This window comes from Xylanibacter muris, assembly GCF_013166605.1.
GTDB lineage: Bacteria > Bacteroidota > Bacteroidia > Bacteroidales > Bacteroidaceae > Prevotella > Prevotella muris.
In genome coordinates, this window is record NZ_JABKKF010000001.1 from 554,230 (window position 1) to 580,700 (window position 26,471).

A 26,471-nucleotide genomic window follows, 5' to 3' on the forward strand; every position below is an offset into this window, starting at 1 on the left:
ATCTAGCTGTATTTTTCTTGGTTCCAATAGTTGAACAGGCCGAGGAAACGTACTTCGTTGAATGTATAGAAGCAGTCGTCGAAGTGCTGGTAGTATTCCATCCCGAATCCCGGACGGCCGGCATCTGCGCATGCCGAGCCGGTCCATGGTGTGTTTTCGGTAAGTTCATTTCCGAACACGGAACCTTCCTTGCATGACAGGATGTCGTAGGCTGTTTCTTTGGCCATCAGGCTCATTTTGCCGTTTCCCGTGGTGAACATGTGGTTTTTGCTATTTACTATAAAGCCATATTCATTAGCAGTTTCTGATGTCGGGGATGTGAAACTGCCCTGTGCGAATGTCGCAGTGGCCATGGCTGCAGCCAATGATAAAACGCATAGTTTTTTCATAATTGTTTTGTCTTCCGCGGGAGTGTTTGTTTTTTTGATGTTTTTTCTGTAAAGATAAGATATCCGAATTACGGATTCCGCGGTTTTAATCCGTGGAAACGGCACATCTTTTTACCTTCTATATTTCGGGGTGCAAAGTTATTATATTTTTCTGTGTGTATGAAAGATAACCGTAAGATTTTCTGAAAAGATGTCAAAATGGAAATTTGCTGACACGATTCTTTGCTTTAAATCTATAGCGATGTTTTTCCGTATTTCACTTTTTTATCATAACTTTGCATGCGTAATAATTAATTTATAAGAAATATGGATGAACAGATAAGGCAGATTGGCGAGAGGCTGCGGGGGCTGAGGGAAGTTCTTGACATTCCCGCAGAGGAGGTTGCGGAGCTGTGCGGCATCACTCTTGACCATTATATGAAGATAGAGACAGGCGAGGCCGATCCGTCGGTGTACAGACTGTCGAAAATATCCAAGCGGTATGGAATAGCGCTTGATGTCCTTATGTTTGGCGAGGAACCGCGTATGAGCAGTTATTTCCTTACAAGAAACGGTCAGGGTATGAGTGTTGAACGTCGCAAGGAATATAAATATCAGAGTCTTGCCGGAGGTTTTCGCGGGCGTAAGTTCGATCCGTTCATGACGCGTGTAGACCCGTTGCCCGAGGGAGAGACCTTTCATAAGAACTCGCACGAGGGTCAGGAATTTGACTATGTGATAGAAGGACGGCTCGAGATAACCATCGGCAACAAGGTAATGGTCCTTAACGAGGGCGACAGTATCTTTTTCGATGCCTCACAGCCACATTGCATGAGGGCGCTCGACGGACAGCCGGTAAGGTTTCTCGTGGTTGTGGAATAGATGAACGGTTTTCGCTGCTTTGGTGAAACATATAAAAACAAAAACTATGATAGAAAGATTTTTAGTGCAGACAGATTTTAAGTCACAGGACGACTTTATACATAATCTGCAATTCAGGATACCGGAAACTTTCAACTTTGCTTATGATGTGATGGACGTATGGGCCGAAGAACGGCCCGACAAGCCTGCGTTGTTGTGGACTGACGACGATGGCAGATGTATGCGCTTCACATTCAGAGACCTTAAGGAACAGACCGACCGTACGGCTGCATATTTTATGCAGCTTGGAATAGGGCACGGAGATATGGTGATGCTGATTCTGAAACGCCGTTATGAGTTCTGGCTCTCGGTGCTTGCCCTTCATAAGATAGGTGCTGTGGCCATTCCTGCTACCCACATGCTTACTGCACATGATATCGTATACCGCAACAACCGTGCTGGGGTGAAGGCGATAGTATGTGTGGGAGAGGAGTATGTGGTGAGCCAGGTGAAGGCTGCCATGGCAGACAGTCCCACCGTGGAGACACTGATAAGCGTCGGTCCCTCGCATGCGGTCGGTTTTCATGACTGGCACAATGAATGGAATGATGTCAGGGATTTCGTGAGACCGGAGCATGTCAACGATAATGATGATACAATGCTTATGTATTTCACCAGCGGGACAAGCGGTGAGCCGAAGATGGTGGCGCACGACTATCTGTATGCGCTCGGCCATCTCACCACCGGTGTGTTCTGGCATAACCTGTCGGAAGACAGCATTCATCTGACCGTTGCCGACACCGGATGGGGTAAGGCCGTGTGGGGAAAGCTATACGGACAATGGTTTGCAGGTGCGGCTGTTTTTGTTTTCGATCATGAGAAGTTCACGGCCGACAAGCTGTTGCGCCAGATTGAGAAATACCGTATAACATCGTTCTGCGCACCACCGACGGTATATCGTTTCATGATACATGAGGATTTCTCCAAGTACGATTTGTCGTCTCTTCGCTACTGTTGCACCGCCGGTGAGGCACTTAATCCTGCTGTGTATGACAAATTCTTCAGCCTTACAGGCATACGCCTTATGGAAGGGTTCGGACAGACGGAGACCACAATGACACTCGGCACAATGCCGTGGACAGAGCCTAAGCCGGGCTCCATGGGCCTGCCGAACCCGCAGTATGACATAGACTTGATAAAGCCTGATGGCACACAGTGTGAGGACGGAGAGAAAGGCGAGATAGTGATACGTACTGCAAATGGAAAGCCTGTCGGACTTTTCAAGGAATACTTCCGCGATGAAGAGCTTACAGAGAAAGTATGGCATGACGGGATATACCACACCGGTGACGTGGCATGGCGTGATGAGGACGGATATTATTGGTTTGTTGGACGCATCGACGATGTGATAAAGAGCAGCGGCTACCGCATAGGACCGTTTGAGGTGGAAAGCGCTCTTATGACACATCCCGCGGTAGTGGAATGTGCCATTACGGGAGTGCCGGATGATATACGCGGCATGGTGGTTAAAGCTACGGTCGTGCTTAAGGACACGTGGAAACAGAAGGCTGGAGACGAACTGGTGAAAGAGCTTCAGAACCATGTCAAGCATGAGACCGCACCCTATAAGTATCCGCGTATAATAGAGTTTGTAGACGAGTTGCCCAAGACCATAAGCGGGAAGATAAGACGCGTTGAAATAAGGGCAAGGGATAATAAATAACGGGATATTATGAGGATAGTTGTAAAGGTGGGCAGCAATGTGCTTACACGTGACGACGGAAAGCTTGATGTGACACGCATGTCTGCCATTGTAGACCAGACGGCATGGTTGCGTTTACAGGGACATGAGATTATCCTCGTGTCGAGCGGAGCTGTGGCATGCGGCCGTGGAGAGCTCAAGGTTTCCCACAGGCTCGACAGCGTGGAGCAGCGTCAGCTGTTTTCCGCACTCGGACAGGCAAAGCTGATAAATCTTTATTATGACCTTTTCCGTGAATACGGCCTGCATGTAGGTCAGGTGCTTACCATGAAGGAAAGTTTTTCCACGCGCCGTGAGTATCTCAACCAGCGTGCATGCATGGGTGTGATGCTTTCCAACGGTGTTATTCCTATTGTCAATGAGAATGATACGGTAAGTGTTACAGAACTGATGTTTACCGACAATGACGAATTGTCCGGGCTTATCGCATCGATGATGGATGCCGACATGCTGATTATATTGAGTAATGTTGACGGTATCTACACCGGTTCTCCGACGGATCCTGAATCGGAAGTGATACGACGGGTAGAGCCGGGACATGATTTGAGCGGGTATATACGGCATGAAAGGAGCGGATTCGGGCGTGGGGGAATGACGACAAAGTGCGGCATTGCACGCAAGGTGGCCGATGAAGGTATAAAAGTTATTATAGCCAATGGCAGGCGTGACAATATTCTCGTTAGTCTGGCCACTTCTCCGGACACAACGCTGCATACCGAATTTATGCCGAATACAGGAGCCGTATCAAATGTAAAGAAGTGGATAGCCCACAGTGTTAGCTTTGCCAAGGGTATGGTCCGTGTCAATGCCGCTGCCGCTGCCGCGCTGCGCGGCAACCGTGCCGTGAGTCTGTTGATGGTAGGCGTCACTGCTGTTGAGGGCGATTTTGAGGAAGGCGATATCGTTTCCGTTACAGATGACAGGGGAGATACGATAGGTGTGGGGCGAAGCTCATATTCGTCGGATGAGGCTGTAAGGCTCATCGGGGCACATGATGTAAAGCCTATAGTACATTATGATTATCTTTATATAGAGTGATGTGAAAATGTCATGTCTGTATTTTTGTCTGCTGTTGTATGTTTATGTATGCAGGCGTTGCCAAATGCCTTTTCCGGCAGGGCTATGGCAAATATTTGAAGAATATTCGACGATACACAATAGCCAATGTCGGGCAAAGCCAGGTTTGCGGTGGTGAAGCTAATTGTGTGAGGCAAATATGACTTTTGAAGATGTGCCGTTCTATTACCGCACATCTTCTTTTTATAGTAATGTATTGCTTGTTTGTCAGAATTTCACTACAGTTTTCTTTCCATTATATTTCACGGTATGGCTTCCGTGGGGTGTTTTCACAATGAATGTACGTTCCTGTTGCATGCCAGTGAAAGAGCCGCTTCGGTTTCCTATGGTGAGAGTACGCTTCTTATCGTTCCATGTGAGCGGAATGACGGAATACCTTCCGCGTTCATAGTTATAGTTGTCGCCTTCGTCTTCATATATGCAGAAGTCGGCCTCATTGCCCGGATACACGTTTATTGTCACGGGTTTGCCAATCTGTGCTCCTGTATGTTCCGCTGTTTCTGTCGTGATTATTATGCTTCCGCATTTGGTGAACAGAGGCAGGATGTCTATCTTGCTTTCTACTTCTATCCATTGGCCTCCGTTGTATTCCTGTCCGGTATGATAGTCAGTCCATCTACAGCCTTTGGGAAGATAAATCTTTCTGTTCGGCATTTCGCTCATAGGGTATGTGACAGGACATACGAGGAAGTTGCCGAACATATATTCATCCTTTATGTCTGCCGCTTCCATGTCTGTTGGGAAATCGAATGCAAGGCATCTCGCCATTGTATAATCCTTCATCGTCTGCATTGCCGCCATGCTGTATATATACGGGATGAGCGAGTAGCGCAGGTTTATCATTTTCAAGATGGCATCATAATACGGTGTTCCGCTTTCACCGAATTGCCATATCTCGCGGGGAGTATCGCTTCCGTGACTGCGGAGCATGGGCAGGAACGCGGCCCATTGGAACATTCGTGTATAGTATTCCTTGTATCCGTTGTCTTTCACTCCGTTGTTGAATTTTCCCGTGTAGAACCATCTGCGTCCGTCGTTACGCGTGAAAAAAGAGCCTACGTCAACGGTCCAGTATGGATTTCCTGTCGACATATAGTTGAGTCCGGAGGGGATCTGCTGGCGGAAAGACTCCCATGCGGCGTATGTGTCACCGTTCCATACGATTGTTCCATATCTCTGCTGGCCGGCATACGAACTTCTGGTGAGGTTTACCACGCGTTTCCTGTCTGTGGTGAGTCTTTGGTTTTCGTAGATGCCACGCGAATGATACAGTGAATACAGGCTGCTGCGTTCGGCTCCGAGAGCGTCACTCAATATATCCTTGTTGAGCTGCCAACGGCGTTCATGATCATCCTTTCCATACGCCTTGCCGTCCTGTGGCGGAGGCATCTTGTTCCAGTCACCGTCAAGCGGTTCGCTGCTGTCGCACCACCATGCATCAAATCCGCGTGAGAAGAATTCATCGTATGCGTATTTCCAATAGTATTTGCGTGCTTCGTGACTGAATGCATCGTAGATTGAATGTCCAAGCATGAAGCCGCGTTCGCGGAAATCGCGTTCCTGCGGACAGTATTGTGGATTGGGCCAGATGCTGACCATCAGTTTTGCATTCATGGCATGCACGGAGTCGGCAAGGGCTTTTGGGTCAGGATAATATTTGGGGTTCATCTTCATGTATCCCCATCCCTCAGGCCAATAGTTCCAGTCTTGCACAATCATGTCTATAGGCACGTGGCGCCTCCGGTATTCACGGAGAGTGCTTATGATGTCGTCAGATGATGTGTAGCGTTCTTTCGATTGTGTGTATCCGAAGACATAGCGCGGCATGAGTGAAACGCTGCCCGTAAGATATCGGTATCCGGCCACGATGTCGTCCATACGTGCACCGCGGATAAAATAATAGTCGAGCTGCTTGGCCGCATCAAGCTCCATGGTGAATCCTTGGGTGTTATCAGGCATGGGGGAGAATTTCATGGCACATCCTGCATCGAACAGCAGGCCGTAGCCGCCGGGCGATACAAGCACCGGCACCATGGCTTTCAGATTGTGCTGGGTGAGATACATTGTCTTGCCTCTGAGGTTCATGTGGTCTTCCATGTGCGAGCCGAGTCCGTAGACAGCCTCTTTGTCCTGGTATGAGAAGTTTACACGGTAACGTGTGCTTGTACCGGTGGTGTCGCGTCTGATGATGTCTTTTACCGTCACCTTGCCGTTGGCAGTGTTCTCCATTCTGGCGGAATTGTCATCATAGACGATATGTTCCTTGACAACCTGTTCCGCTTCGTGAGGATGTGAGGAACACTCTTTTATGACGGTTTTGCCTGTATGTCTGTCTATGAATTCCACGGCAGAGGTGGATTTATCTACTTTAACTGTCAGATCTGATGATGTGAATACCTGATAATCGGATGTTTCTTTGTGCTTTACCTTCACCTTTTTTTTCTCGTACACGCATACACCGGTATTGTTACCGGTGAAAATACTGTCTGCCGTCCATTGTACTCTGACGATGGACGGGGTTATGAAATCAATGTCCAGTTTTTGTGCATGGGCTGTAATGGCAGATATGGCATAACATGCGACAGTACCTATAATTCTTCTCATGAGGCTGTAAGTTTTAGTTACTGATAAAATTGCGGCAGGATGTTTATGGTTCATTTTGATAAACAATGGTGCATCTTGTATTGTACAAAGATACGGATTGTATTCGAAATGGCAAAGTAAAATTATGGATAAACGGCAGGCACTTTGGGTTGTATATATCTTTATATAGGCGTTTACATGCGCTTTGTCTTAGGCTCTACAGAATCTAGCAAATTCAATATCTTGCTGAAAGACGAAGCAACGTAGATGTCCAGGGATGTGGCTATCGGCGCATCCCCTTTTAGTGCTATCCGCAAGTTTTGTCTTGTGGTTCAAACTATGGGAGGGGTGTGCTTATTCATATCGGCGTGGGCTTCTGGCGTTGCTCTTCACAGCAAGATGGGCAGTTGCTAGAGCCTCGTAGAGCGTGAAGGGCAACCATGTACAGACTCTCACGCTTTTCTTGTATTATGTCAGTTATACAAGATAAAAATGTTTGCCGTGAGTCTGCAAACAATTAAAGCAACATTACCATGAAAAAGACACTATTTATCTCATTCGTTATGGCAACGGCAGTTGCCATGGTATCGTCATGTGGCGGAGCCGGAAAAACGCAAAGCACACCCGATTCACAGCATTCAAACATCTATGGTGCGGAGATTACGCTGACAGACTGTGAGCAGTATGCCTTGGCAGACCCAGGCCGGCGTGCGGCTGGTAAGGGGACCAGTTACAACGAAAGTACAGCGAGAAACCTTGCGGAACTTGATGCACGTGCTACTATGTCGAAGGCTATAGATGCTGCCGTGGAGGCAGCTGCAAAGTCAGGTTCATTAGGCTATCATAAGTATTCCGGCAATGACAATTCCGGGCAGACGGTCGGAGATGAGGGGACAAAGACCAATGATGTAACCTCTGTGTATTCGGCCAACATAATAAAGAACGCAAACATTGTGAAGGTCAACAAATTCTTCGGCAAGAACCGGCAGTATACTGTTTTCGTCTGTCTTGAATACAACGGTACTGTGGCGGATATAGCAAAGAAGGTTGTGGAGAATGTACGGCAGAATGTGTCTGATGCTGACCGCAAGAAGATAGACAGCAACTTGAAGGAATTTGAGGATAACGTTTTAAACAACATGAGAAAATCTCAAATGATTCCATAATGAAAAAGATATTTATGGTTTTATTCGCGCTGATGTCGATCAGCGCAATAGCGCAAAAACCACGTTGGGTGGGGAATACGCCGAAAGAACAGAACAATACCTACCGTTTTGTGGAAGTGGTGTCTGTAGGTCAGGACCTTGAGGCCGCCAGAATAGAGGCACAGAAGATATTGGCGCAGAACGAACAGCTCCGAAATGCAGTAATGATGAACGTGAATACCGGCAAGCTTTCAAACATAGAACAGGTGTATACCAACGGCAACCTGCAGGAAACGATACACGACAAGATTACTGTACAGATGGAAATTCAAGGGCAGGAATTCAGGTTGCAAGCCTCTTCTGTAGACGAATATGTTGAAGGACGCAAGCACGGGGTATATCGTCTGCATACATTATTCATGGTGGCAGTGACAGATAATCCGGTATTCGATAGAATATATCTCAGCACGTCGTACGGTGTGACGCCCGCTGTCATGTCGGTAATACCCGGTATGGGGCAGATATACAAAGGCTGTACGGCAAAGGGAATCGTGATGCTTGCATCTGAGGCTGCGCTTGGCGCCGGTATCGTGTTCTGTGAAAACCAGCGTGCTGACTACAAAAAGAAGATGAAAGAGCAACCGCGTTTTGCCAAGGATTACAATACAAAGTCAAACAACTGGCAAACGGCACGTAATGTGTGCATCGGGGTAGCTGCTGCTGTGTGGGTATACAATATTGTCGATGCGTCCGTAGCCCGTGGAGCACGTCGTGTGAAAGTTAAGAGAGCGGGTGTTGGCGGATTAACCATGTCACCGATGCTATTGCCTGACGGTGGTGGTATCTCGATGGCCTATAGATTTTAATATGGATTAAATGTAAATAATGCTAATCAAATAATGTATTAACAAGAAAACAAACAGAAATGAAGAAGATTTTTTCAATGATTGCAGTGTGCCTGTTAGGCATTATCGTATTCACAAGTTGCAGTGAGGACAATGAAGTGCTGACGGGAAGTATCAGTGGTATTGTCAGCGACTACACAAACGCTAATTCACCTATAGCCGGTGCCACTGTAACGCTAAACGGCAAGGGACAGACAAAGACCACGGGCAGCGACGGACGTTTCGAGTTTGCAGACATAGAGCCGGGCACATACACCATCTCCGTAGCATCCAATGGCTTTCAGCCGACAACAAAGCAGGTTACGGTATATGCCGGGCAAAACGTCAATTGCGACTTCCAACTGTCGAAAGGTTCGATGAACGTGGAAATCACTCCCGTGAACCTCGTGTTCGGCAAGGGTGTGGAGCAGCTCTCGTTCAGTATCAAGAACAACAGCAACTCTGCGCTCACGTATACTATATCAAACGCTCCCGATTATATTGAGATAGCTCCGATGTCGGGCACAGTGGCTGCCAAAGGCAGACAGGCTGTAGGCGTACACGTCATCAACCGTAACAGTATCACGACCAACCGTAGCGGTCAGATAACAGTGAATGTAGGCAGCGATTCTTACATCGTGAGTATCAGCGTGACCAACAATACCACTACAACTCCTGACAATCCGGATGATCCGGATGATCCGGATAATCCGAATGACGGTACAACGGAGGTGACACGTGGCCTTCTGGCATATTATACATTTGATGACGGAAAGACGGTGCAGAATACTTATGATCCGATGGCAAACAACGGTCAGATAAACGGCTCGCCAAAGTTTGTGATTGGAAATAACGGCAAGGGATACGGTTTGAATTTAAAGAAAGGACAGTTTGTCAACATACCTTCAAATATGCTTGATGGAAAGACTGTGTTTACTGTTTGCATGTGGGTAAAAGATTTTGGACAGGGACATCTCTTCGCCACAAATAACGGAAACAGTTACACAGCACCGTCAATCTGGGTTGATGAGACCGACCATTTCCGTTATTGTTATAACAACAGTACATGGTATACGATTAAATTTGCCAATAATATAATGAATATGCAGACCGGCGGATGGCACCACATTGCCATAACACAGTCGGCTTCTCAGGCGATACTCTATATAGACGGAGTGATGAATGACACCAAAGGTATAGATGTTGGCACATGTCGCGGCTCAAGCATGCAGATCGGTTCGCCAAGCACTGATGAAATGACGGTCGATAATGTACGTATATATGGTGTGACACTGAGCACCCAGGAGATTGCTAAAATATATAACTCTGAAAAGTAAAGGATAATAGGTATGAAAAGAATATTCTATTTTATGTTTGCCTTGGCGGCCGCAGTTGCTTTGCAGGCATGCGAGGAAGACGAGGACGGTACGACAGACGGTACCGGTAGCAGTGTAAACCTAAGCCGTGATCTCGTTTTGCATTACACGTTCGATGAGCAGGCCGGCACAACTGTCAGAGACTACTCGGTCAGTAATGTCACGGGAATCATAGACGGCAACGCCTCTTTTGTCAGCGAGACTCCCTCTGGGCGTGGTAGTGCATTGAAACTAAGACAGAATGCTTTTGTCAATATCCCCTCTTATCCGCTTAACGACAGCACCAATGTGAGTGTCTGTATTTGGGTCAAGGACTTCACGCATGGTGTGTTTCTCACATCGTTCGGCCAGAATAACGGCCTGACCACACCGACAGTATATGTGACGGCGGAGAATAAAATATCCTACATATATGGCATGAGCCCGTGGTATAAAGGAACAATGAGCCTGTTAATGGACGGCTATCAGGCATCGGGATGGCATCATATCGCTGTTACCGCGTCACGTAAACTCAAAATAGTCAGTCTCTATATCGATGGGCGTCTGACAGATACATACAGTGCCGACCAACACTCCTGTAGCGGAACGAAGATGCAAATTGGCGGTAATGCTGACGGAAGCATAGTGACAGACCCGATGATTGTGGATAATATACGCATCTACAAGCGCTGTATCAATGCCGCTGAAGTGGCTGCTATATACGACGCGGAACGTAAATAGCACATCATGAACATCTGGAGAATTGTTTTTACACTCATTGGCACTTTTGTCCTGCAGTCTTTAATGGCGCAGGACAAGAGTGTTCTTGATGCGTATAAAAAGAACAAACAGACGCAAATAGAGACATATCATAAGACTAAGCATCAGCTTTTCGAGGAGTACCGTAAGCAGAAGAACGATGAGTTTGCCGGTTATCTTTCGCGTCCGTGGGAAAGTGCTGAAAAGCATCCGGCCGTGCCGGCCCCTAAAAAGCCGGACCCTGTGAGACCTGTTGTTGCGCCTATGGACAAGACGTCACGGCAGCCGGCCGCTCCGATAGAGTTTCCAATAGGCGGTGTGGTCCGGCCGATCACACCGTTGAAGGAAGAGCCGCTTGATATACCACAGCCTGAAGAGCCACGTCCAAAGACAGGAGGAAAGATGAACGTAAGTCTGTTCGGTATGTCGCTGCCCGTTTCAATGACGGCCAAAGAGCGTTTCAAACTGAACAGTCTTAACGAGAAGGAGATAGGCAGGGTATGGAAGATATTATCTGGAGATGCCTACACCGCCATATTTGAAGACTGTGCGAGAATGTATGAAGAAATGCGTCTCAACGGATGGGCAACATACAATCTGTGTAAGGCCATAGGCGAGACGTTGTTGGGTGAGGGGACGCCCGAGGCGGTGGTTTTGAAAACATTCCTGATGACACAGTTGGGCTATGATGCACGCATAATAAGGCTGGACAACAACCGTCTGGGAATGATATGTCCGGCCAATGTAGAGATAGCACGGATAACGTATATAAACCTCAATGGTAAACGGTATTACCTATGGGACGACCAAAAAGGGGAAAAGAATATACGTACATATAAGAATAATTTTTGCAATGCCACACGTTCTATCGACTTTATGAACGGAACGTATATACGATTTGCGGAAAAGATGACCACACCGCGTAAGTTTGTTTCAGAATGGAATCCCCAAGCTGCTGTTACTGTGAGTGTCAACAAGAGTCTGATGGACTATTATAAGGATATGCCTCTGATAACGGACTGGACCTTTTATGCCCGTCAGAATATGGATGATGGAGTAAGACAGCAGATTATGCCGGTATTAAAGAACGCAGTGGCCGGCAAGGGAGAATTCGAGGCCGTCAATGTATTGCTGCATTTCGTGCAGACTGCATTCGAATATGAAACGGACGAAAAACAATACGGATATGAGAAGACGGATTTCAAGGAAGAACCTTTCTATTACAGGGCTTGTGATTGCGAGGACCGCTCTATACTGTTCTCCGAACTCGTGAACAGTATCCTTGGGCTTGATGTGGTATTGTTGTACTATCCGAATCACTTATGTACGGCAGTAAGGCTGAACAGTGAAGTTGCCGGTGACTATGTGAGCGTGTACGGCCGGAAGTATCTCATTTGCGACCCTACATACATAAATGCATCGGCCGGAAAATGTATGCCACAGTTTAAATCTGTAAAGGCCAAGATATACAAGATATTCTGATATGAAACTGACACGGGGACTGGTTCGTCATATTGCTGTCACGGCAATGTCGTTTGCTGTAGTGGGGCTTTTTGTGATTATGATGATTAATATATCGTTCCTTAACCCCATAGCTCGTGCTTTCGGCAGCTTCTCTACCATAGACATTTATTACCAGATGCTTGTCGACGACCCTGTTGTGAGCACGGACATTTCGATAATAGATATTTCTACCGTTGAGTCGCGCAGGGACATTGCCGCAATAATAAACGAGGCGGAGAGTCTTGGGCCGAAAACAATAGGCATGGATATTGTGTTTGCCAATTGGAAGGATGCTGATGGAGGGGATGATATGATAATGAACATTGCCGGGAAGTATGACAATATAGTGTTTGCGGCAAACTGCCAGTTTGATGCAGTCAGGCAGTCGTACTTGAAAAACCGTTCGTTTTTCACTCCGTTTATAAATGTGAAGGAGGGCATGACCAATTTCAACAGAGAACTGTATAGCGACATGAAGCGTGATATGAATATCGGGATATGTCTTGGAGACAGCCTCTGGCCCTCGTTTGCATGGCTTACGGCATCGGTATCATCCGACGGAATCACACCACTGAAGGACAGAAAGGAAGTGATAGACTTCAGTCCGACACTTTTCCCGGTGATAGCCCCTGACTCTATAACAGCCAAATCCGACCTGATAAAAGACCGCATAATACTGATAGGAGCCGTGGGGGATGATGTGGACAGGCACTACACTCCGTTGGGAAAGATCTCGGGAGTGGAGTTGCAGGCCTATTCCATACAGACTCTGCTGCAGAGGAAAAGCGTCCGCCCGATGCCGGCAGTCGTCGTTGCTGTGTTGTCGTTTCTCATCGTACTGATTACCGAATGGCTTCAAGAGAAATACATTCAGGTGGTCGGTTGGAGTAAGTTCGTCATAGTCCGCCATTTTCTATCTACCGACATGGCGCTTGGTGCTGTCACGTTTGTATGGATGTTGATACTGCTGTATATATCCGTAATTCTGTTTGCCAAGACACGCATGAGTATTGACATAGGGTGGGCTTTGTCGGCCATAGCGATACTGGCTGCAACAAGAAATTTCTATAATACCTGTATTAGTATAAAAAGAAACAATAAATGAAACAAAGAATATTAAGACTCGTCTGCATTGCGGTATCAATAATTTGTGGCAACACAATCTACGCACAGAAATGCGTTGTTTATTCCATAATAGGAAATGTAAGCACAGTTAATGGAGACAGGCAAAGTTCCATACAGCTAAGGGATACGTTGAATATGAACACGACAATAAAAATATCGGGGAACTCGATACTTGAACTGTTTGACGAAACCAACAGGAAGAAGTACGTGATAAACACTCCTGGCTGCAATACCGTAGCCAACATGCTGAAAGACAAAAGAAATGATACGATAGAGCTGACAGAAAACTATTTCAACTATATTCTAAGAAACATAAGAAATAACAATGGAACCATCATACGGACCTGTAGCGATATAGCCAGCGTGACGCGGGAGGTCTTGGCGGATTCTATAGCGTATGCGTCGGAAAATGAATAATGAGACTGTTGGCTGGAATATTCATGGAGAGACTGCTGTATATTGTTTTTTCCAAGTATTATAGCAGAAACGGTTTGCATATCATTATTTCAGCAATATTCTTGTAGGGCAGGAAATAAAGCATTACTTTTGTATCTCTCAATACAAAAAACATTCGGTATGATACAGATATTCGAGGCTGCCAAGGCTGCCGGCCGCGTATTGGCACTTCTTACAGACGCGAAGCGCAATGAGGTGTTGCTTGATTTGGCAGACGTGATAGAAAACAGTATGGAACGTATACTTGAAGCCAATTCAAGGGATTTGGAACGTATGGATCGCGGCAATCCTTTATATGACAGGCTGATGCTTACTCCCGGACGTCTTGCCGCCATTGCCGCTGACATGCGTAATGTCAGCCGGTTGCCGTCACCGCTCGGCCGCATTCTTTTGGAGCGCACGCTTCCTAACGGACTGAAGTTGCGGCGTGTGAGCGTGCCGTTCGGAGTCATTGGCATGATATATGAGGCCAGGCCTAACGTGACTTTCGATGTTTTCTCTCTCTGTTTTAAAAGTGGTAACGCATGTGTGCTGAAGGGCGGAAAGGATGCCGACTGTTCCAACCGGGCGGCAGTTGGGCTTATCCACGGTGTGTTGCGCCGTCATGGTATATGTGAATCTTCTGTGAGTCTGTTGCCGGCCACCCGTGAGGCCACGGCCGGGATGCTGAATGCCGTCGGATATATAGATTTATGTATACCCCGTGGAGGACGGAAGCTTATCGACTTTGTGCGTGACACGGCACGTGTGCCGGTGATAGAGACCGGTGCGGGAGTGGTGAATACGTATTTCGATGCGGCGGGAGACAAGGATAAGGGCCGGCGGATAATTTGCAATGCCAAGACACGGCGTGTGAGCGTGTGCAATGCCCTTGACTGTCTGATAATAGACGTGAGCCGTCTCGATGATCTTGCTTATCTGTGCATGCCGCTTTCGGAAAGTAATGTCACCATATATGCAGACGACAGGGCATACGCGGCTTTGTCCGGTTGTTATCCGGAGGAACTGCTGATGCATGCCGGTGACGACAGCTACGGCACTGAGTTTATGGACTATAAGATGGCTGTCAGGACCGTTGGCGGTATTGATGAGGCTATAGCGCATGTAAACCGTTATGGCTCAGGTCACAGTGAGTGTATAATAACAGAAGACCGCGATAGCATGGATAAGTTCCGTATGCAGGCCGATGCGGCTTGTGTGTATGTCAATGCTCCTACAAGTTTCACCGACGGGGCACAGTTCGGACTTGGCGCGGAAATTGGCATAAGCACGCAGAAGCTTGGTCCGCGCGGCCCGATGGGACTCGAGGAGATAACCACATACAAATGGCTTATAGAAGGCAACGGGCAGGTGCGTGATAAGTAGGGTTCGTTCGTTTTTATACCAAAGAGCCGCCATCTGCAAATCTGCGGATGGCGGCTCTTTGGTTCTTTATTTCAATTTAAGTCCCCTTATCACGGCATTGGTGAAACCGGCCTGTTCCATTGCGTTGAGGCCGCGTATGGTAATGCCTCCGGGTGTTGTCACCTTGTCTATCTCCGCTTCGGGATGGTTGCCTGTGGACATAAGCAGGTCCACTGCGCCTTTCACTGTTTGCAATACGATGTTTTTTGCATCGTCGGCCTTGAAGCCAAGTTCCACGCCTCCCTCGCTTGCCGCCCTTATATAACGCATGGCGTATGCGATGCCGCATGACGCAAGTATCGTTCCGGCCGGCAGCAGCTTCTCTTCAACAACGAGGGTGCTTCCCGTGGTGTCGAAAATACTCTTTATCATGTCTGTTTGTCTGCCGTCTGCCCCTATGGGGGTGATGAATGTCATGGAACTGCATTCGGCAATGGCGATGTTGGGTATGACGATAAACAGCGGAATCATTGTTCCGTCGTCTTTTTTCATCCATTCCGTAATCTGTTCCGAGGGGAGACCGGCAACGACTGTCATGAGAATCTGCCGGTTGTAGTCAAGTACGGGTTTTATTTCCTTGAACACCGTTTCCGCTATCCACGGCTTTACGGCCACGCACACTATGTCGGCATTGGCTGCGGCTTCACGGTTGTCGGTGGTGATGTTCACGCCAGTTTGGGAAAACTTGTCAAGGGCTTTATGAGTGCGGTTGGATACTGTAATGTCGGAACTGCTGAAAACATTGCCTTTCAGAAATCCCTGCACCATTGCCCCGCCCATTGCTCCTGCGCCTATTATTGATATTTTCATAATTGTCTGCGGCTTTTATTCTAATGTTTCAGTTCCTGGCTGAGTTTCACGATGAATTCATCAGCCATTTCACGTGTGAAGCACAATGGAGGAAGCAGGCGAAGAAGATTTGTTCCTGAGCATCCTGTGAACATGCGCTGGTTGTATACGAGTCTTTCGCGTATGGGCTTGTGCGGTATATCCAGTTCTATGCCAATCATGAGTCCGCGTCCGCGTATGTCGGTGATGTGATGCCCTGTCTGTTGCAGTTCCTTAAGGCGTTCCATGAGGTATGTTCCTGTCTGTCGTGCATTCTCAACAAGATTTTCGTTTTCCATCACGTCAATCACTGCCAGTGCTGCTGCGCATGCAAGGTGGTTGCCTCCGAAAGTTGTGCCGAGCTGTCCGTATTTTGGCGCAAAGTCCGGAGAGATAAGCACCGCTCCCATCGGAAATCCGTTGGCGATTCCTTTTGCCACGGTTATGATGTCGGGACGTATTCCAAGCCATTGATGGGCGAAGAACTTGCCGCTGCGTCCGTAGCCGCACTGTATCTCATCGCATATAAGCACCGTTCCGTAATCTTTGCAGGCCTGGGCAAGTCCCGTTGCAAATTCCTCTGTAACCATTCTTATGCCTCCGACACCCTGTATGCACTCTATTATGCAGGCACATACGTCACCCTTGGCCAGTTCTTTTCTCCATGCCTCGAGGTCGTTTAGCGGCAGGTATGTCACATGGCCGTTGGCATTTATCGGGGCAATGATGTTCGGATTGGCTGTGGCCTCTACTGCTAATGAAGTACGTCCGTGAAAGGCTTTTTCTGCGGAGAGCACACGGGTGCGGCCGTTTGTGAATGAAGCCAGCTTAAGGGCGTTTTCGTTTGCTTCCGCACCGCTGTTGATAAGAAACAGCTGATAGTCGTCACAGCCGCTTATCCGCCCTAACCGTACGGCCAGCTCCTGTTGTAGTCCGTTGATGACGGAATTACTGTAAAAACCTAAATTGTTTAACTGTGATGATACTTTATCTATATAATGCGGGTGACAGTGACCGATACTGATAACGGCATGTCCGCCGTAGAGATCGAGGTACTCATTTCCCTTGTCGTCCCAGACCTTACATCCTTTTCCCTTTACGATGTTTACATCGAATAGCGGGTATACGTCAAATAGTTTCATGATTTTAAAATTTTAGTCGTAGAAGCCCCTCAACAGCCCTTCCAAACCTCCCCAAAGGGGAGGCTTTTAAGTGGAAGGGTCCTGCTTTATTCATCTTTCCGCTTAGAAGTAATCCCTTATCCCCCTTTGGGGGATTAATAGGGGGCTTTTATGAGGTTTAGAAAGCACTTGCCTTAAGTTTCAGTCCTGCGGTTTCATCAATACCGAACATTATGTTCATATTCTGTACCGCCTGTCCTACGGCACCTTTCAGAAGGTTGTCGATGCAGGATGTTATGAGCAGTTTGTTGCCGAACTTGTCGCAATGCACAAGGCATTTGTTTGTGTTCACCACCTGTTTCAAGTCTATAGGCTTGTCTGAATAATATGTGAATGCCGCGTCTTTATAAAACTCCTTATATGCCGCGGTAATCTCTTCTATGGAAGCATCCGTTTTTACGACCTCGGTCGAGAATATTCCGCGGGCAAAGTCACCGCGGTATGGGATGAAGTCAATGTCTGCATCAAAACTTCCCTGTATCTGAGTCAGACTCTGGCGTATCTCCGGCACATGCTGGTGTGTGAAAGCCTTGTATATGCTCATGTTGCAGTTGCGCCACGAGAAGTGTGTGGTCGCTCCCAGTTTCTGTCCGGCTCCCGTACTTCCTGTTATGGCGTTTACGGCGATATCGTCTTTCAGCAGTCCGAGCTTTGCGGCAGGCAGCAGTCCGAGTTGTATGCATGTTGCGAAGCATCCTGGATTTGCTATATGACGGGCCTGGGCGATCTGGTTTCGGTTCAGTTCTGGAAGACCGTATACATAGTCGTTGCCAGGGCCTGCTATGCGGAAGTCCTGTGCAAGGTCTATTATTCTTACGTTTTCCGGAATGACGTGCTCTTTAATGAAAGCCTCGCTTTTGCCGTGGCCGAAACAGAAGAACAGTACATCAATGTCGTTGAATGGCATTTCCGATGTGAATATGAGGTCTGTGTCGCCATAGAGACCTTCGTGCACATCAGCCACGGGATTCCCGGCATTGCTCTCACTGTTTGCAAATACGATTTCCGCTTGCGGGTGGTTGATTAACAGTCGGATAAGCTCACCGCCGGTATATCCGGCCGCACCGAGAATGCCGACACGTAAGCCCCCCTTAGTCCCCCTGAAGGGGGGATTTGTGGATGTGTTATTGGATTGTTTCATTTTTATGAATATTCTTTAGTTTGGAGACTGCTTTCCATATTGTTTTCCTACTTCTCCCCATTTTCTTCCACTTAAAAGCCTCCCCTTTGGGGAGGTTTGGAGGGGCTGTGTGGGCTATTCTACCTCTCTTCCTTATGTATTCCGTAATATACGCGGAGCGGAGTGCTTGACACCTTTATGAAGCCTTTTGCCTCTTCGGCTGTCCATCCGTGCTGCATCTCGCCGTATTCGCCGAGTTTGGATTTTGTGAGGTCATCGTCAGAATCCACACCTACGGTCTCGAATCCCAGCGGGCGCAGTTTCAGTATGGCTGTACCGTTGACATTGCGTTGCGATGATGTCAGCATGGCCTCGATATCCGGCATTACCGGCTCGAGGTACTGGCTCTCGTGCAGGAACATGCCATACCAGTTTGCCACCTGGTCTTTCCAGTATTGCTGCCATTTGCTTAGTGTTGACTTTTCAAGCAGGCGGTGAGCCTCTATTATGAGTTTGGGTGCGGCTGCCTCAAAGCCTACACGTCCTTTTATGCCGATGATGGTGTCGCCTACGTTGCAGTCTCGTCCGATGCCGTATGATGCGCCTATTTGTTCTATCTTCTGTATTGCTGCCACCTTGTCGCTGAATTTCTCTCCGTTTACGGCCGCTATCTCTCCCTTCTCGAAGGTTATTTTCAGCAGTTGCTCCTCTGTTTGAGTCACATGTTTCAGGTAGGCCTCTTCAGGCAGACCCTGTGTCGGGTCAAGAAGTTCGCCTCCGCAGATGCTTGTACCCCAGATTCCTACGTTATATGAATATTTCAGTTTAGTGAAGTCTGCGGTGAATCCGTTGGCATTCAGATAGTCTACCTCTTCTTTACGTGTAAGGGCCTTGTCTCGTGTGAGTGTTATTATCTCAACACCGGGAGCCATTACGAGGAAGGTCATGTCGAAACGTATTTGGTCGTTGCCCGCACCGGTAGAGCCGTGGGCTATGGCGTCTGCGCCTATCTCGTTGGCATAGCGGGCTATGGCGATAGCCTGGAATATACGTTCGGATGATACGGAGATAGGGTAGCAGTTGTTGCGCAGTACGTTTCCGAATATCATATACTTCAGAGATTTCTCATAGTATTCCTGTGTGACATCGAGAGTGACATACTTTATTGCGCCTAATTTGTAGGCGTTCTCTTCATTCCTTTTCAGCTGCTCAGGGCTGAAGCCACCGGTGTTTGCGCATGCTGCGTATACTTCGTATCCCATCTCTTTTGTGAGATACATTACATTGTAGCTGGTGTCAAGACCGCCACTGAATGCTACTACTACTTTTTTCTTTGCCATATCTGATTGTTTTTTGTATTTCTTCCTGATCTCCCCAAAGGAGAGTCCCACAAGAGCCCCCTATAATCCCCCAAAGGGGGATGAGGGATTACTCTAAGCAAGAAAATGAATAAAGCAGGACTCTTCCACTTAAAAGCCTCCCCTTTGGGGAGGTTCGGAGGGGCTACCCCCATCAATCTTCCGTATTCTTTCCATCACATCTGCAGGAATCTTTGCAGGAAGGTGCTCGTCCGGGTCGAACAGCATTCCCGTGCATATACAATATTTACGTTCCGTGCGTTTGAGTATGTCTACGTTTACGCATCCTTCGCATCCGCGCCAGAACGCCTCGTCGTCTGTAAGTTCGGCAAATGTCACCGGCTTGTATCCCAACTGTGTGTTCATCTGCATTACCGCCGCTCCGCTCGTAAGCGAGAATATCTTTGCCTTAGGCCATCGTGTACGTGCGAGTGTGAAGGTGAGGTCTTTTATTCTTTTGGCGAGGCCTACTCCCCTGAAGTCCGGATGTACAATCAGTCCCGACGTGGTCACATATTGCTTGTTGCCCCATGTCTCGATATAGCTGAATCCCGCGAACTTGTTTCCGCACAAGGCGATTACGGCCTTGGCCTCGTTCATCTTTGTGGCAATGTATTCGTGTGATCTCTTTGCGATACCGGTGCCGCGCACTTTGGCTGCTGCCTCGATTGTCTCGAGGATGGTGTCTACATATATTTCATGATGGGGTGCCGCCACCATAACTTCTATGTCCATTGTTATTGTTTGTTATGAATTGGATTGAAAACATTATTTCAGGTTTGGCACCACCTCGCTCAGGGCATTTGTAACGTCTTGAGGGTGTGCGTTTTCCTGTAGCACTATAAATATTGTGTCGTCACCGGCAATTGTCCCTATTATCTGGGGGATGTCGCTGTTGTCTATGTTGTATGCAATGCTGCTGGCATATCCGGGGCGGGTTTTTATCACGCCCATATTGCCTGAGAATGTTATTGACTTGAAGCCCGGCACTTGCATCATTTCCTTTATCTTGTTGGGGGTGCTTACGCGCTTATACATTGTGACATTCGGCAAAACATATACATAATTGCCGCTCATGCTTGCAGCCTTCGCAACTTTCAGTTGTTTCAGATCGCGGCTCAGGGTGGCCTGGGTAAGTTTGAAACCTTCTTCCTGTAATGCTGCAAGAAGCTCTTCCTGGCTTCCAAGTTCCCTGCTTGATATTATCATGCGCAGGGTTTCAAGTCTGTTCTTCTTAATCTTCATGAATGTATAATTATACAGATGTGGGTGCAAAGGTATACATATTTATGCAATAAAACAAATAATATTGAATAAATTTGCATCATCATTTGTCGTTTCATTGCATGTCGTCCTTTTATAGGGCTGTTTTTCCGGCCCAGAGTGAAATGCCGGATATGAGACTTGCATATCCCTTTCTCTCCCCTTGGGAGAGGTTAGGCGGGGCTTCTCTTTCTTTATGAGTCGTAGGGGCTCTTCATCCTATATGTAGGGACGTGCCTTTGGCACGTGTCAGGCGTAAAAACATCCTCAAGAACGAATGGAATCCGTAGCCCTGGGTCTGCGTGTTATTCAGGATACCGGTGGACGTACCGTATGAAATAAAAAAGAGGTCCGCCGGTGAAGGCGGACCTCTTGATTTCTGTTGTCAGTAAGACAGGTTATCTGATAACAACCTTCTTGCCGCCAATGATGTACAGACCCTTTGCCAGACCATCGAGAGATTCGCCGGCTTTGCGTACCATAACACCGTTGATGGTGTAAACGTTGTTGTTTTCAACCTTGACAGTATTCATATTTGTTATACCTGTGCCGTCCTCATCAACTACGATAGTGTAGATGTGGCAACCGTTGGTATTTGTCACTGTAACGTCTACAGGCTCATCTGTCTCCTCACCCGGAACTGTCCATGTGAACTTCTCGAATGTTGCAGGTATTCCTTCTGCAAAATCAGTACCGTTGATGCTCAGTTTCACACCGCGTTTGTCGTTGTTCTTGTGAGACTCGACTTCCATGATGATGGCAGAGCCTGGCTTGACTGCCGGAATGACAAATGTATGGTTCTTGCCGCCAATCCAAAGATATGCCGGACCGTTGTAGTTGCCAAGTGTTGTTGAAGGATAGTCTATAGCTATTGCCAAAGCACCTGCAGCCACCTTATTGAAGAGCAGACCCTTTGTCTCTGCTATGACCTTACCGTTGGCGGTAAGCTCCTGTGCCTCTGCGATCTCTGTACCATACCAGTATGCCGCACCGTTTCTGTCTGGATCAGCATCTGAAGGACCACCGACTTTCTCATAGCTGCGCCATGGAGTTACGGTAGGATATGTGCCGTCCTCACCGGGAACTACGGTCGCTGCATCTGCCTTGAGGTTTTCAACTGTCTCCTCGCTCCACTTGGTGAAGTCCCATGTGCGTACTGTCTCAACCACTTCTTTCTCTACGATGAACTTGACAGCGTGGAGGGCAACGTCTGCGCCATTGCCGTCGACATCGATACCTGTGAACTCAACGGCATACTTCTTGGTCTTGTCCAGCTCTACTGTTGCAACGGCTGTCTTGCCGTCGACAGACGGTGTGGAGGCGGTAACGGCCTCACCATCTTCAGGAGTGGCTGTAACAACGATTGAACGCTCGTTCTTGTTGGTAGATACACCGTAAGCGGAAAGCTTGTCGATACCTGTTACGTATACCTTGAACGCTTTAGCCGCATTGCCTTTCTTCAGACCGATACCTTCCATTACTGTGGCAGAAATCTCTTCGTCTGTCTCGGGATCGATGTTGCCCTTCTTGTTGTCAGTACGTGACTCACCGCCTTCTGCCCACTTCTCTGCAACAGCATTTGCGATGTTTTCTGCAGACATTGTCATGACGGTAGTCTTGTCGAATGTCTTGTATTCAGGACCCTTAGGTGCTGTTGCGAATGTGATTTCAGTAGGATATACTACATAACCGCCGTTTGCGTCGACGCTCAGGATACCGTTCATGCTCTCGATAGCGTCTGACGGCAGGACGAGATTGCCCTCTCCGTCTACGAACTGCTCGAAGATGCTGCCGTAAGAGTTGGTCAGAAGCAGGTCTTCTATGGTGATAGCCTCACCGTTCTGCTCTGCCGTGAGTGTTACGAGCCAGCCTTCTGTCTCTGCGGGCTTGACGTTTGTAAGGTTCTTGAGGTTGATGAACTTGGAAACGTTATCAATATTCTTAGCCTCGGCAACGGTCATTTCCGTAGCTGTGACAACAGCGTCTTCTACTGCGTCGATTGTGCTGTAGCCTGTCTGCTCGGAGAGTGCGAATGTCGGAACACCGTTTACTCTTGTGAACTGGCCGATAAGCTTGCCTGTGATGGCTTTTCCTTCAGAAACTTCTGCCTCAAGGAGCATGCTGTAAATCTCACCGTCGAGGTCTATAGCACCGCTATTGTCCTCGATGACGGTCTTGCGGCCTGATGAGCTGTTTGCATATCTTGCAACCTTAACTACGGCCTTGTTGAGCACGAGTGTGAGCTCTGTGCCTTCGCTGTATGTCTTGGCGTCTGCAATGTCCTTGGCCTCTACCGGAGCGACAAACTCTGCGGCCTTGATGCTGTCGGCACTTACTGGATATGCACGGCCGAAGCCTCTCATACCGTCTGCAATGACTACTATTCTTTCAATCTTTGCAGGCATTACAAAACCTTCCGGAAGAACACCGAACTCGTCGGATATTGAAGCGTATGAATCCACACCGTCAACGATCTGGACTATCTCCTGATAATCGAGATTGATGGATACGTTGCTGAGGGCAACCATTCTGCCGGCGTTGTCGGCAAGTTCCTCAACGTATACGTCTTTCGGAATTATCGTTGTAGCTGTTGCGGTAAACTCAGATGAGGCAGTATTGTCGGATGCTACCATCATCTGTGACATTGTGCTCTGAATCTTACCGTATATGTAGCCGTTGAGGGCTGTACCTGCTGTGAGGTCAAGGCCGATGGCTGACATGCGGATGGCACCGCTCTCATCCTCTATAAAGGCAACGTCGTCCTTAACGAATGTAACCTTTGTGCCGTTGAGCAGAAGCTTGGCCTCTGTGCCGTTCTCAAGAGCCTTGAAGGCTGCGATGTCCGCTGCCTCGGGAACAGTAACGGCTGTTGCGGCCTTGATGCTGTCTGCGCTTACGGGATGGAATGTGTAGTGCTCACCGTTTACATATATTATACCTACGATGCTTGCTGCATTTGCAGGATAAACATAATCAGCAGGCATTACCTTGAACTTGTCGTAGAATGCGATTTCGGCCTCGCCCTGTTTGATTGTCTGCAGGTCTGCGTCGATGGCTACGTTCTCGAATTTAACGAGTTTGCCGGTGAATGCGTCAGCCTGTGCGTCTGCCACAGTGGCAACGGTAGAAACGATTGCAGCGTCAGCTTCTGTATATTCTGAAGCGGGTGTCTGTTCTGTGCCGATAAGTTCGGGCATACCGTTGTAGTCTTTATACTGGCCGATGATATTACCGGTCAGAGCCTTGCCTGCTGTAAGTGTAAGGCCGGTCTTATAGAGAAGAAGCGCGCCTGTCTCGTCTTCGATGAATGTGTTGTCACCGTTTACGAATGTCACCTTGGCACCGTTAAGGGCAAGTTTGGCGTCTGTACCCTTTTCCAAAGCCTTGAATGCTGCGATGTTGGCAGCCTCGGCAAGAGGAGCCTTAGGTGCCTCACCTACAGTGATGGAGTTGATTTGGCACTGACCGCCTACAGTGAACACGATTGTCTCGGCATCACCGGTCCATGTCTGGCCGTTCATTTCTCCGTTGTTGGGAGTGATAGCACCCCATTTGTCTCCTTTTGCGAATACAATCTTGTTGATTTTCTTGCCGGTAGCAGCGTTGATTGTAATAGTTCCGTTGTATATTCTCAGCTGAGGACCGGCTGCTGTGTTCCAGAAACGGTTTTGTGTATTGCCGCTTGTCTTCGGAGAAATTGTAACGGAGAATTCTCCTTCTACGTTGAATGTCTTGTCTTCTGTAATATCACCGGCATTGCCACTGTTTGATGTAGGAATATCCATGGCGTTGAAGTCCATTTTTCCTACAGCGTAAGAAGGCTCAGGGATGATGACTTCAGCATCACCGGTCTTCTGGATGTAGATAAGGTCGACAGCTGCATTGTTGCCACCGCCTTTTCCAAGCAATATTGGTGTTTCCGGTGCGTTGAGTGTGAATTCTTCAGAAGTGCCTTCTGCCCAGTTGACACTTCCTGCTGTAAACTGGAATATATTTTCTGTTCCGGCAAAGAAGTTCCATACAGAACCGGCATTCTTTGAAACATCGCATATTACGGTTGTAAGCTTATACTTGCCGTTTGGAAGCTTTGTGAATTCTGTGTCTTCAGGAGCGTATGCAGAAGCTCCGTTTGAACTGCGTATGCTTGTGTTTCCATTTGTAGCAAGGAGTAAGCCTTCAATATCTTCTCCCTCAGAGCAGTAAACAATATTTGTTATTTCCGATGCAGTGAATTTTATATTCTGATTCTTATTGTCTGCATCTAAATTCATTGACAGGTAATATCCTTTTTTATCAGAACTTAATTTGTCTGACTTCCATATTGTTCCGTCAATGTTTATAAGTGCGGCATATCCGAGATTAAATGTTTCTGCCTCGAAGTTCTGTCCGGTCTTGAGTACTTTCAGAATGTTGTCATTTGCATCAACGGCGGTTACTGTATAGTTCCAGATGGCTGCCTCACGGAATGTGACTGTGATAACTGTTGAAGCATCTCCTGCCACTGTTTTCCCTTGAGCATCATCACTTAGATAGATATACTTTTTGGTTTTGTCAGCGTTGTATATGCTGGCTTTGTCTCCGTCTGTTATATTGATGGTTGCTCCAATTGATTCCGAACGTACTTCGCTTTCTTTCAGCTCATTACCGCTTTCATCTACATATTTGACTGTGTATGTGGATGAAGCCGAAGCGTCAATGGCCTCTATTGTCAGGGTAATGTCGCTTATTTCCTGTTCTCTGCCTGTATAAGTATAAACAGCAAAACCGATGGTGTTGTCTGTAGATGCGGCTAAAAGTTCAGTAACATCCTGTGTAAGCTCTATTTTAGATGTTTTTACATTTACACCGTTTCCGTTTATTCCTACGGCATTGAGAATCTCAGCCTTGTTTGTATTTGTCCATGTTGCCGTTGTTGCGTCCCAGCCTGTTCCGATATGTGCAATCTGAACATTTGAGTTTTTGCCGGATATGGTACACTTTGAATAGAATTTAAGAGTGGCCTTTTTCAGGCTTTTCCCGTCAAGTACGGCTGATGCGTTGAACTTGGTAATTACAACAGGAGAGCCTTCATAATTGGCGAGCATATTGGAGAAAGCACCTCCGGAAATTTTTGCATGTGAGCATCTCCAAGCTGTGCTCGCGGCATTGAATAACACCACATTCGCATTTTGTGCTGATGTGCCGTCTGCCTGTATGACTGTTGTCTGTTCAGGAACTATAACGGTCTCTTCAGCAGATGACATTAGTGGAAAGCAAAGAAACGCCACTAAAGTCAATAGCAAAGATGTATATAACTTCTTCATTTATTGTTCTTGTTTTACCCATGCTTCAGGCTTGTTTGCATAGTTGTTTTAGTTTTATTGTTTTTCCATTCTTGGTCGTGGCTGCAAGCCGTTTTAATTCTTCCCGTCTTAGGGGTAAGACCAGCCACAACAATAT

At 47.5% G+C, this 26,471-nt stretch carries 20 protein-coding genes; 11 read left to right on the forward strand and 9 right to left on the reverse strand.

What is annotated here, in order from left to right; translation table 11 throughout:
• Positions 1 to 2 precede the first annotated feature (2 nt).
• The gene (locus tag HPS56_RS01950) at positions 3 to 389 is read right to left on the reverse strand and encodes a hypothetical protein (RefSeq protein WP_172272993.1); all 387 of its coding nucleotides are present in this window, start codon (positions 387 to 389) and stop codon (positions 3 to 5) included.
• 306 nt (positions 390 to 695) lie between these two features.
• Here HPS56_RS01950 and HPS56_RS01955 point away from each other — a divergent pair, with 306 nt between their 5' ends.
• The 3 genes from HPS56_RS01955 to proB are packed head-to-tail and all read left to right on the forward strand — an operon-like array spanning position 696 to position 4,029.
• Positions 696 to 1,250 carry a helix-turn-helix domain-containing protein gene (locus tag HPS56_RS01955; RefSeq protein ID WP_172272996.1) on the forward strand — a complete coding sequence of 185 codons (555 nt, stop codon included), beginning with the start codon at positions 696 to 698 and terminating at the stop codon, positions 1,248 to 1,250.
• A gap of 46 nt (positions 1,251 to 1,296) precedes the next feature.
• Positions 1,297 to 2,952, forward strand: coding sequence for an AMP-binding protein (locus tag HPS56_RS01960; RefSeq protein ID WP_172272999.1), 1,656 nt, complete (start codon positions 1,297 to 1,299; stop codon positions 2,950 to 2,952).
• Between the two features lie 9 nt (positions 2,953 to 2,961).
• Complete coding sequence (gene proB / locus HPS56_RS01965) at positions 2,962 to 4,029, forward strand: glutamate 5-kinase (RefSeq protein WP_172273002.1); 1,068 nt, start codon at positions 2,962 to 2,964, stop codon at positions 4,027 to 4,029.
• 246 nt (positions 4,030 to 4,275) lie between these two features.
• On the opposite strand, the gene HPS56_RS01970 is transcribed toward proB, so the two are convergent.
• Entirely contained in the window at positions 4,276 to 6,672 is a 2,397-nt protein-coding gene (locus HPS56_RS01970; RefSeq protein WP_172273006.1) for a glycoside hydrolase family 31 protein, read from the reverse strand.
• Positions 6,673 to 7,184: 512 nt separating this feature from the next.
• Here HPS56_RS01970 and HPS56_RS01975 point away from each other — a divergent pair.
• The 8 genes from HPS56_RS01975 to HPS56_RS02010 all read left to right on the forward strand — a co-directional run bounded on the left by HPS56_RS01975 (position 7,185) and on the right by HPS56_RS02010 (position 15,243).
• The gene (locus tag HPS56_RS01975; RefSeq protein ID WP_172273009.1) at positions 7,185 to 7,817 is read left to right on the forward strand and encodes a hypothetical protein; all 633 of its coding nucleotides are present in this window, start codon (positions 7,185 to 7,187) and stop codon (positions 7,815 to 7,817) included.
• On the forward strand, positions 7,817 to 8,662 hold the full coding sequence (locus tag HPS56_RS01980) for a DUF5683 domain-containing protein (RefSeq protein ID WP_172273012.1): 846 nt from the start codon (positions 7,817 to 7,819) through the stop codon (positions 8,660 to 8,662). The genes HPS56_RS01975 and HPS56_RS01980 overlap by 1 nt, the downstream gene beginning before the upstream one ends.
• Before the next feature lie 59 nt (positions 8,663 to 8,721).
• Positions 8,722 to 10,017, forward strand: a complete 1,296-nt coding sequence (locus HPS56_RS01985) for a carboxypeptidase regulatory-like domain-containing protein (RefSeq protein ID WP_172273015.1) — start codon at positions 8,722 to 8,724, stop codon at positions 10,015 to 10,017.
• A gap of 12 nt (positions 10,018 to 10,029) precedes the next feature.
• Entirely contained in the window at positions 10,030 to 10,776 is a 747-nt protein-coding gene (locus tag HPS56_RS01990; RefSeq protein WP_172273018.1) for a LamG-like jellyroll fold domain-containing protein, read from the forward strand.
• Between the two features lie 6 nt (positions 10,777 to 10,782).
• Positions 10,783 to 12,276, forward strand: a complete 1,494-nt coding sequence (locus HPS56_RS01995) for a hypothetical protein (protein ID WP_172273021.1) — start codon at positions 10,783 to 10,785, stop codon at positions 12,274 to 12,276.
• Position 12,277: 1 nt separating this feature from the next.
• On the forward strand, positions 12,278 to 13,402 hold the full coding sequence (locus HPS56_RS02000; RefSeq protein WP_172273024.1) for a CHASE2 domain-containing protein: 1,125 nt from the start codon (positions 12,278 to 12,280) through the stop codon (positions 13,400 to 13,402).
• A complete protein-coding gene (locus tag HPS56_RS02005) occupies positions 13,399 to 13,839 on the forward strand; it encodes a hypothetical protein (protein WP_172273027.1) in 441 nt (146 codons plus the stop codon). Before HPS56_RS02000 ends, HPS56_RS02005 begins: the two co-directional genes overlap by 4 nt.
• 159 nt (positions 13,840 to 13,998) lie before the next feature.
• Positions 13,999 to 15,243, forward strand: a complete 1,245-nt coding sequence (locus HPS56_RS02010; RefSeq protein WP_172273031.1) for a glutamate-5-semialdehyde dehydrogenase — start codon at positions 13,999 to 14,001, stop codon at positions 15,241 to 15,243.
• Between the two features lie 66 nt (positions 15,244 to 15,309).
• Here the strand turns inward: HPS56_RS02010 and HPS56_RS02015 are convergent, their stop codons facing one another.
• The 7 genes from HPS56_RS02015 to HPS56_RS02045 all read right to left on the reverse strand — a co-directional run bounded on the left by HPS56_RS02015 (position 15,310) and on the right by HPS56_RS02045 (position 26,335).
• Positions 15,310 to 16,092: a pyrroline-5-carboxylate reductase family protein gene (locus HPS56_RS02015; protein WP_172273034.1), complete on the reverse strand. Its 783-nt coding sequence runs from the start codon at positions 16,090 to 16,092 to the stop codon at positions 15,310 to 15,312.
• Positions 16,093 to 16,112: 20 nt separating this feature from the next.
• On the reverse strand, positions 16,113 to 17,252 hold the full coding sequence (locus HPS56_RS02020; RefSeq protein ID WP_172273038.1) for an aspartate aminotransferase family protein: 1,140 nt from the start codon (positions 17,250 to 17,252) through the stop codon (positions 16,113 to 16,115).
• 157 nt (positions 17,253 to 17,409) lie between these two features.
• Positions 17,410 to 18,432, reverse strand: coding sequence for an N-acetyl-gamma-glutamyl-phosphate reductase (gene argC / locus HPS56_RS02025; RefSeq protein WP_172273041.1), 1,023 nt, complete (start codon positions 18,430 to 18,432; stop codon positions 17,410 to 17,412).
• Positions 18,433 to 18,551: 119 nt separating this feature from the next.
• Complete coding sequence (locus HPS56_RS02030; RefSeq protein WP_172273044.1) at positions 18,552 to 19,751, reverse strand: argininosuccinate synthase; 1,200 nt, start codon at positions 19,749 to 19,751, stop codon at positions 18,552 to 18,554.
• A 129-nt stretch (positions 19,752 to 19,880) separates the two neighbouring features.
• Positions 19,881 to 20,504 carry a GNAT family N-acetyltransferase gene (locus HPS56_RS02035; protein ID WP_172273047.1) on the reverse strand — a complete coding sequence of 208 codons (624 nt, stop codon included), beginning with the start codon at positions 20,502 to 20,504 and terminating at the stop codon, positions 19,881 to 19,883.
• Between the two features lie 33 nt (positions 20,505 to 20,537).
• Complete coding sequence (locus HPS56_RS02040) at positions 20,538 to 21,014, reverse strand: arginine repressor (RefSeq protein ID WP_172273050.1); 477 nt, start codon at positions 21,012 to 21,014, stop codon at positions 20,538 to 20,540.
• A gap of 416 nt (positions 21,015 to 21,430) precedes the next feature.
• Positions 21,431 to 26,335, reverse strand: a complete 4,905-nt coding sequence (locus HPS56_RS02045; RefSeq protein WP_172273053.1) for a hypothetical protein — start codon at positions 26,333 to 26,335, stop codon at positions 21,431 to 21,433.
• Between the last annotated feature and the right edge of the window lie 136 nt (positions 26,336 to 26,471).

Excerpts from the sequence above, each read along its gene's own strand:
- HPS56_RS01950 (WP_172272993.1), bottom strand. The coding sequence starts at position 389 with ATGAAAAAACTATGCGTTTTATCATTGGCTGCAGCCATGGCCACTGCG.
- HPS56_RS01955 (WP_172272996.1), top strand. The coding sequence starts at position 696 with ATGGATGAACAGATAAGGCAGATTGGCGAGAGGCTGCGGGGGCTGAGG.
- HPS56_RS01960 (WP_172272999.1), top strand. The coding sequence starts at position 1,297 with ATGATAGAAAGATTTTTAGTGCAGACAGATTTTAAGTCACAGGACGAC.
- proB (WP_172273002.1), top strand. The coding sequence starts at position 2,962 with ATGAGGATAGTTGTAAAGGTGGGCAGCAATGTGCTTACACGTGACGAC.
- HPS56_RS01970 (WP_172273006.1), bottom strand. The coding sequence starts at position 6,672 with ATGAGAAGAATTATAGGTACTGTCGCATGTTATGCCATATCTGCCATT.
- HPS56_RS01975 (WP_172273009.1), top strand. The coding sequence starts at position 7,185 with ATGAAAAAGACACTATTTATCTCATTCGTTATGGCAACGGCAGTTGCC.
- HPS56_RS01980 (WP_172273012.1), top strand. The coding sequence starts at position 7,817 with ATGAAAAAGATATTTATGGTTTTATTCGCGCTGATGTCGATCAGCGCA.
- HPS56_RS01985 (WP_172273015.1), top strand. The coding sequence starts at position 8,722 with ATGAAGAAGATTTTTTCAATGATTGCAGTGTGCCTGTTAGGCATTATC.
- HPS56_RS01990 (WP_172273018.1), top strand. The coding sequence starts at position 10,030 with ATGAAAAGAATATTCTATTTTATGTTTGCCTTGGCGGCCGCAGTTGCT.
- HPS56_RS01995 (WP_172273021.1), top strand. The coding sequence starts at position 10,783 with ATGAACATCTGGAGAATTGTTTTTACACTCATTGGCACTTTTGTCCTG.
- HPS56_RS02000 (WP_172273024.1), top strand. The coding sequence starts at position 12,278 with ATGAAACTGACACGGGGACTGGTTCGTCATATTGCTGTCACGGCAATG.
- HPS56_RS02005 (WP_172273027.1), top strand. The coding sequence starts at position 13,399 with ATGAAACAAAGAATATTAAGACTCGTCTGCATTGCGGTATCAATAATT.
- HPS56_RS02010 (WP_172273031.1), top strand. The coding sequence starts at position 13,999 with ATGATACAGATATTCGAGGCTGCCAAGGCTGCCGGCCGCGTATTGGCA.
- HPS56_RS02015 (WP_172273034.1), bottom strand. The coding sequence starts at position 16,092 with ATGAAAATATCAATAATAGGCGCAGGAGCAATGGGCGGGGCAATGGTG.
- HPS56_RS02020 (WP_172273038.1), bottom strand. The coding sequence starts at position 17,252 with ATGAAACTATTTGACGTATACCCGCTATTCGATGTAAACATCGTAAAG.
- argC (WP_172273041.1), bottom strand. The coding sequence starts at position 18,432 with ATGAAACAATCCAATAACACATCCACAAATCCCCCCTTCAGGGGGACT.
- HPS56_RS02030 (WP_172273044.1), bottom strand. The coding sequence starts at position 19,751 with ATGGCAAAGAAAAAAGTAGTAGTAGCATTCAGTGGCGGTCTTGACACC.
- HPS56_RS02035 (WP_172273047.1), bottom strand. The coding sequence starts at position 20,504 with ATGGACATAGAAGTTATGGTGGCGGCACCCCATCATGAAATATATGTA.
- HPS56_RS02040 (WP_172273050.1), bottom strand. The coding sequence starts at position 21,014 with ATGAAGATTAAGAAGAACAGACTTGAAACCCTGCGCATGATAATATCA.
- HPS56_RS02045 (WP_172273053.1), bottom strand. The coding sequence starts at position 26,335 with ATGAAGAAGTTATATACATCTTTGCTATTGACTTTAGTGGCGTTTCTT.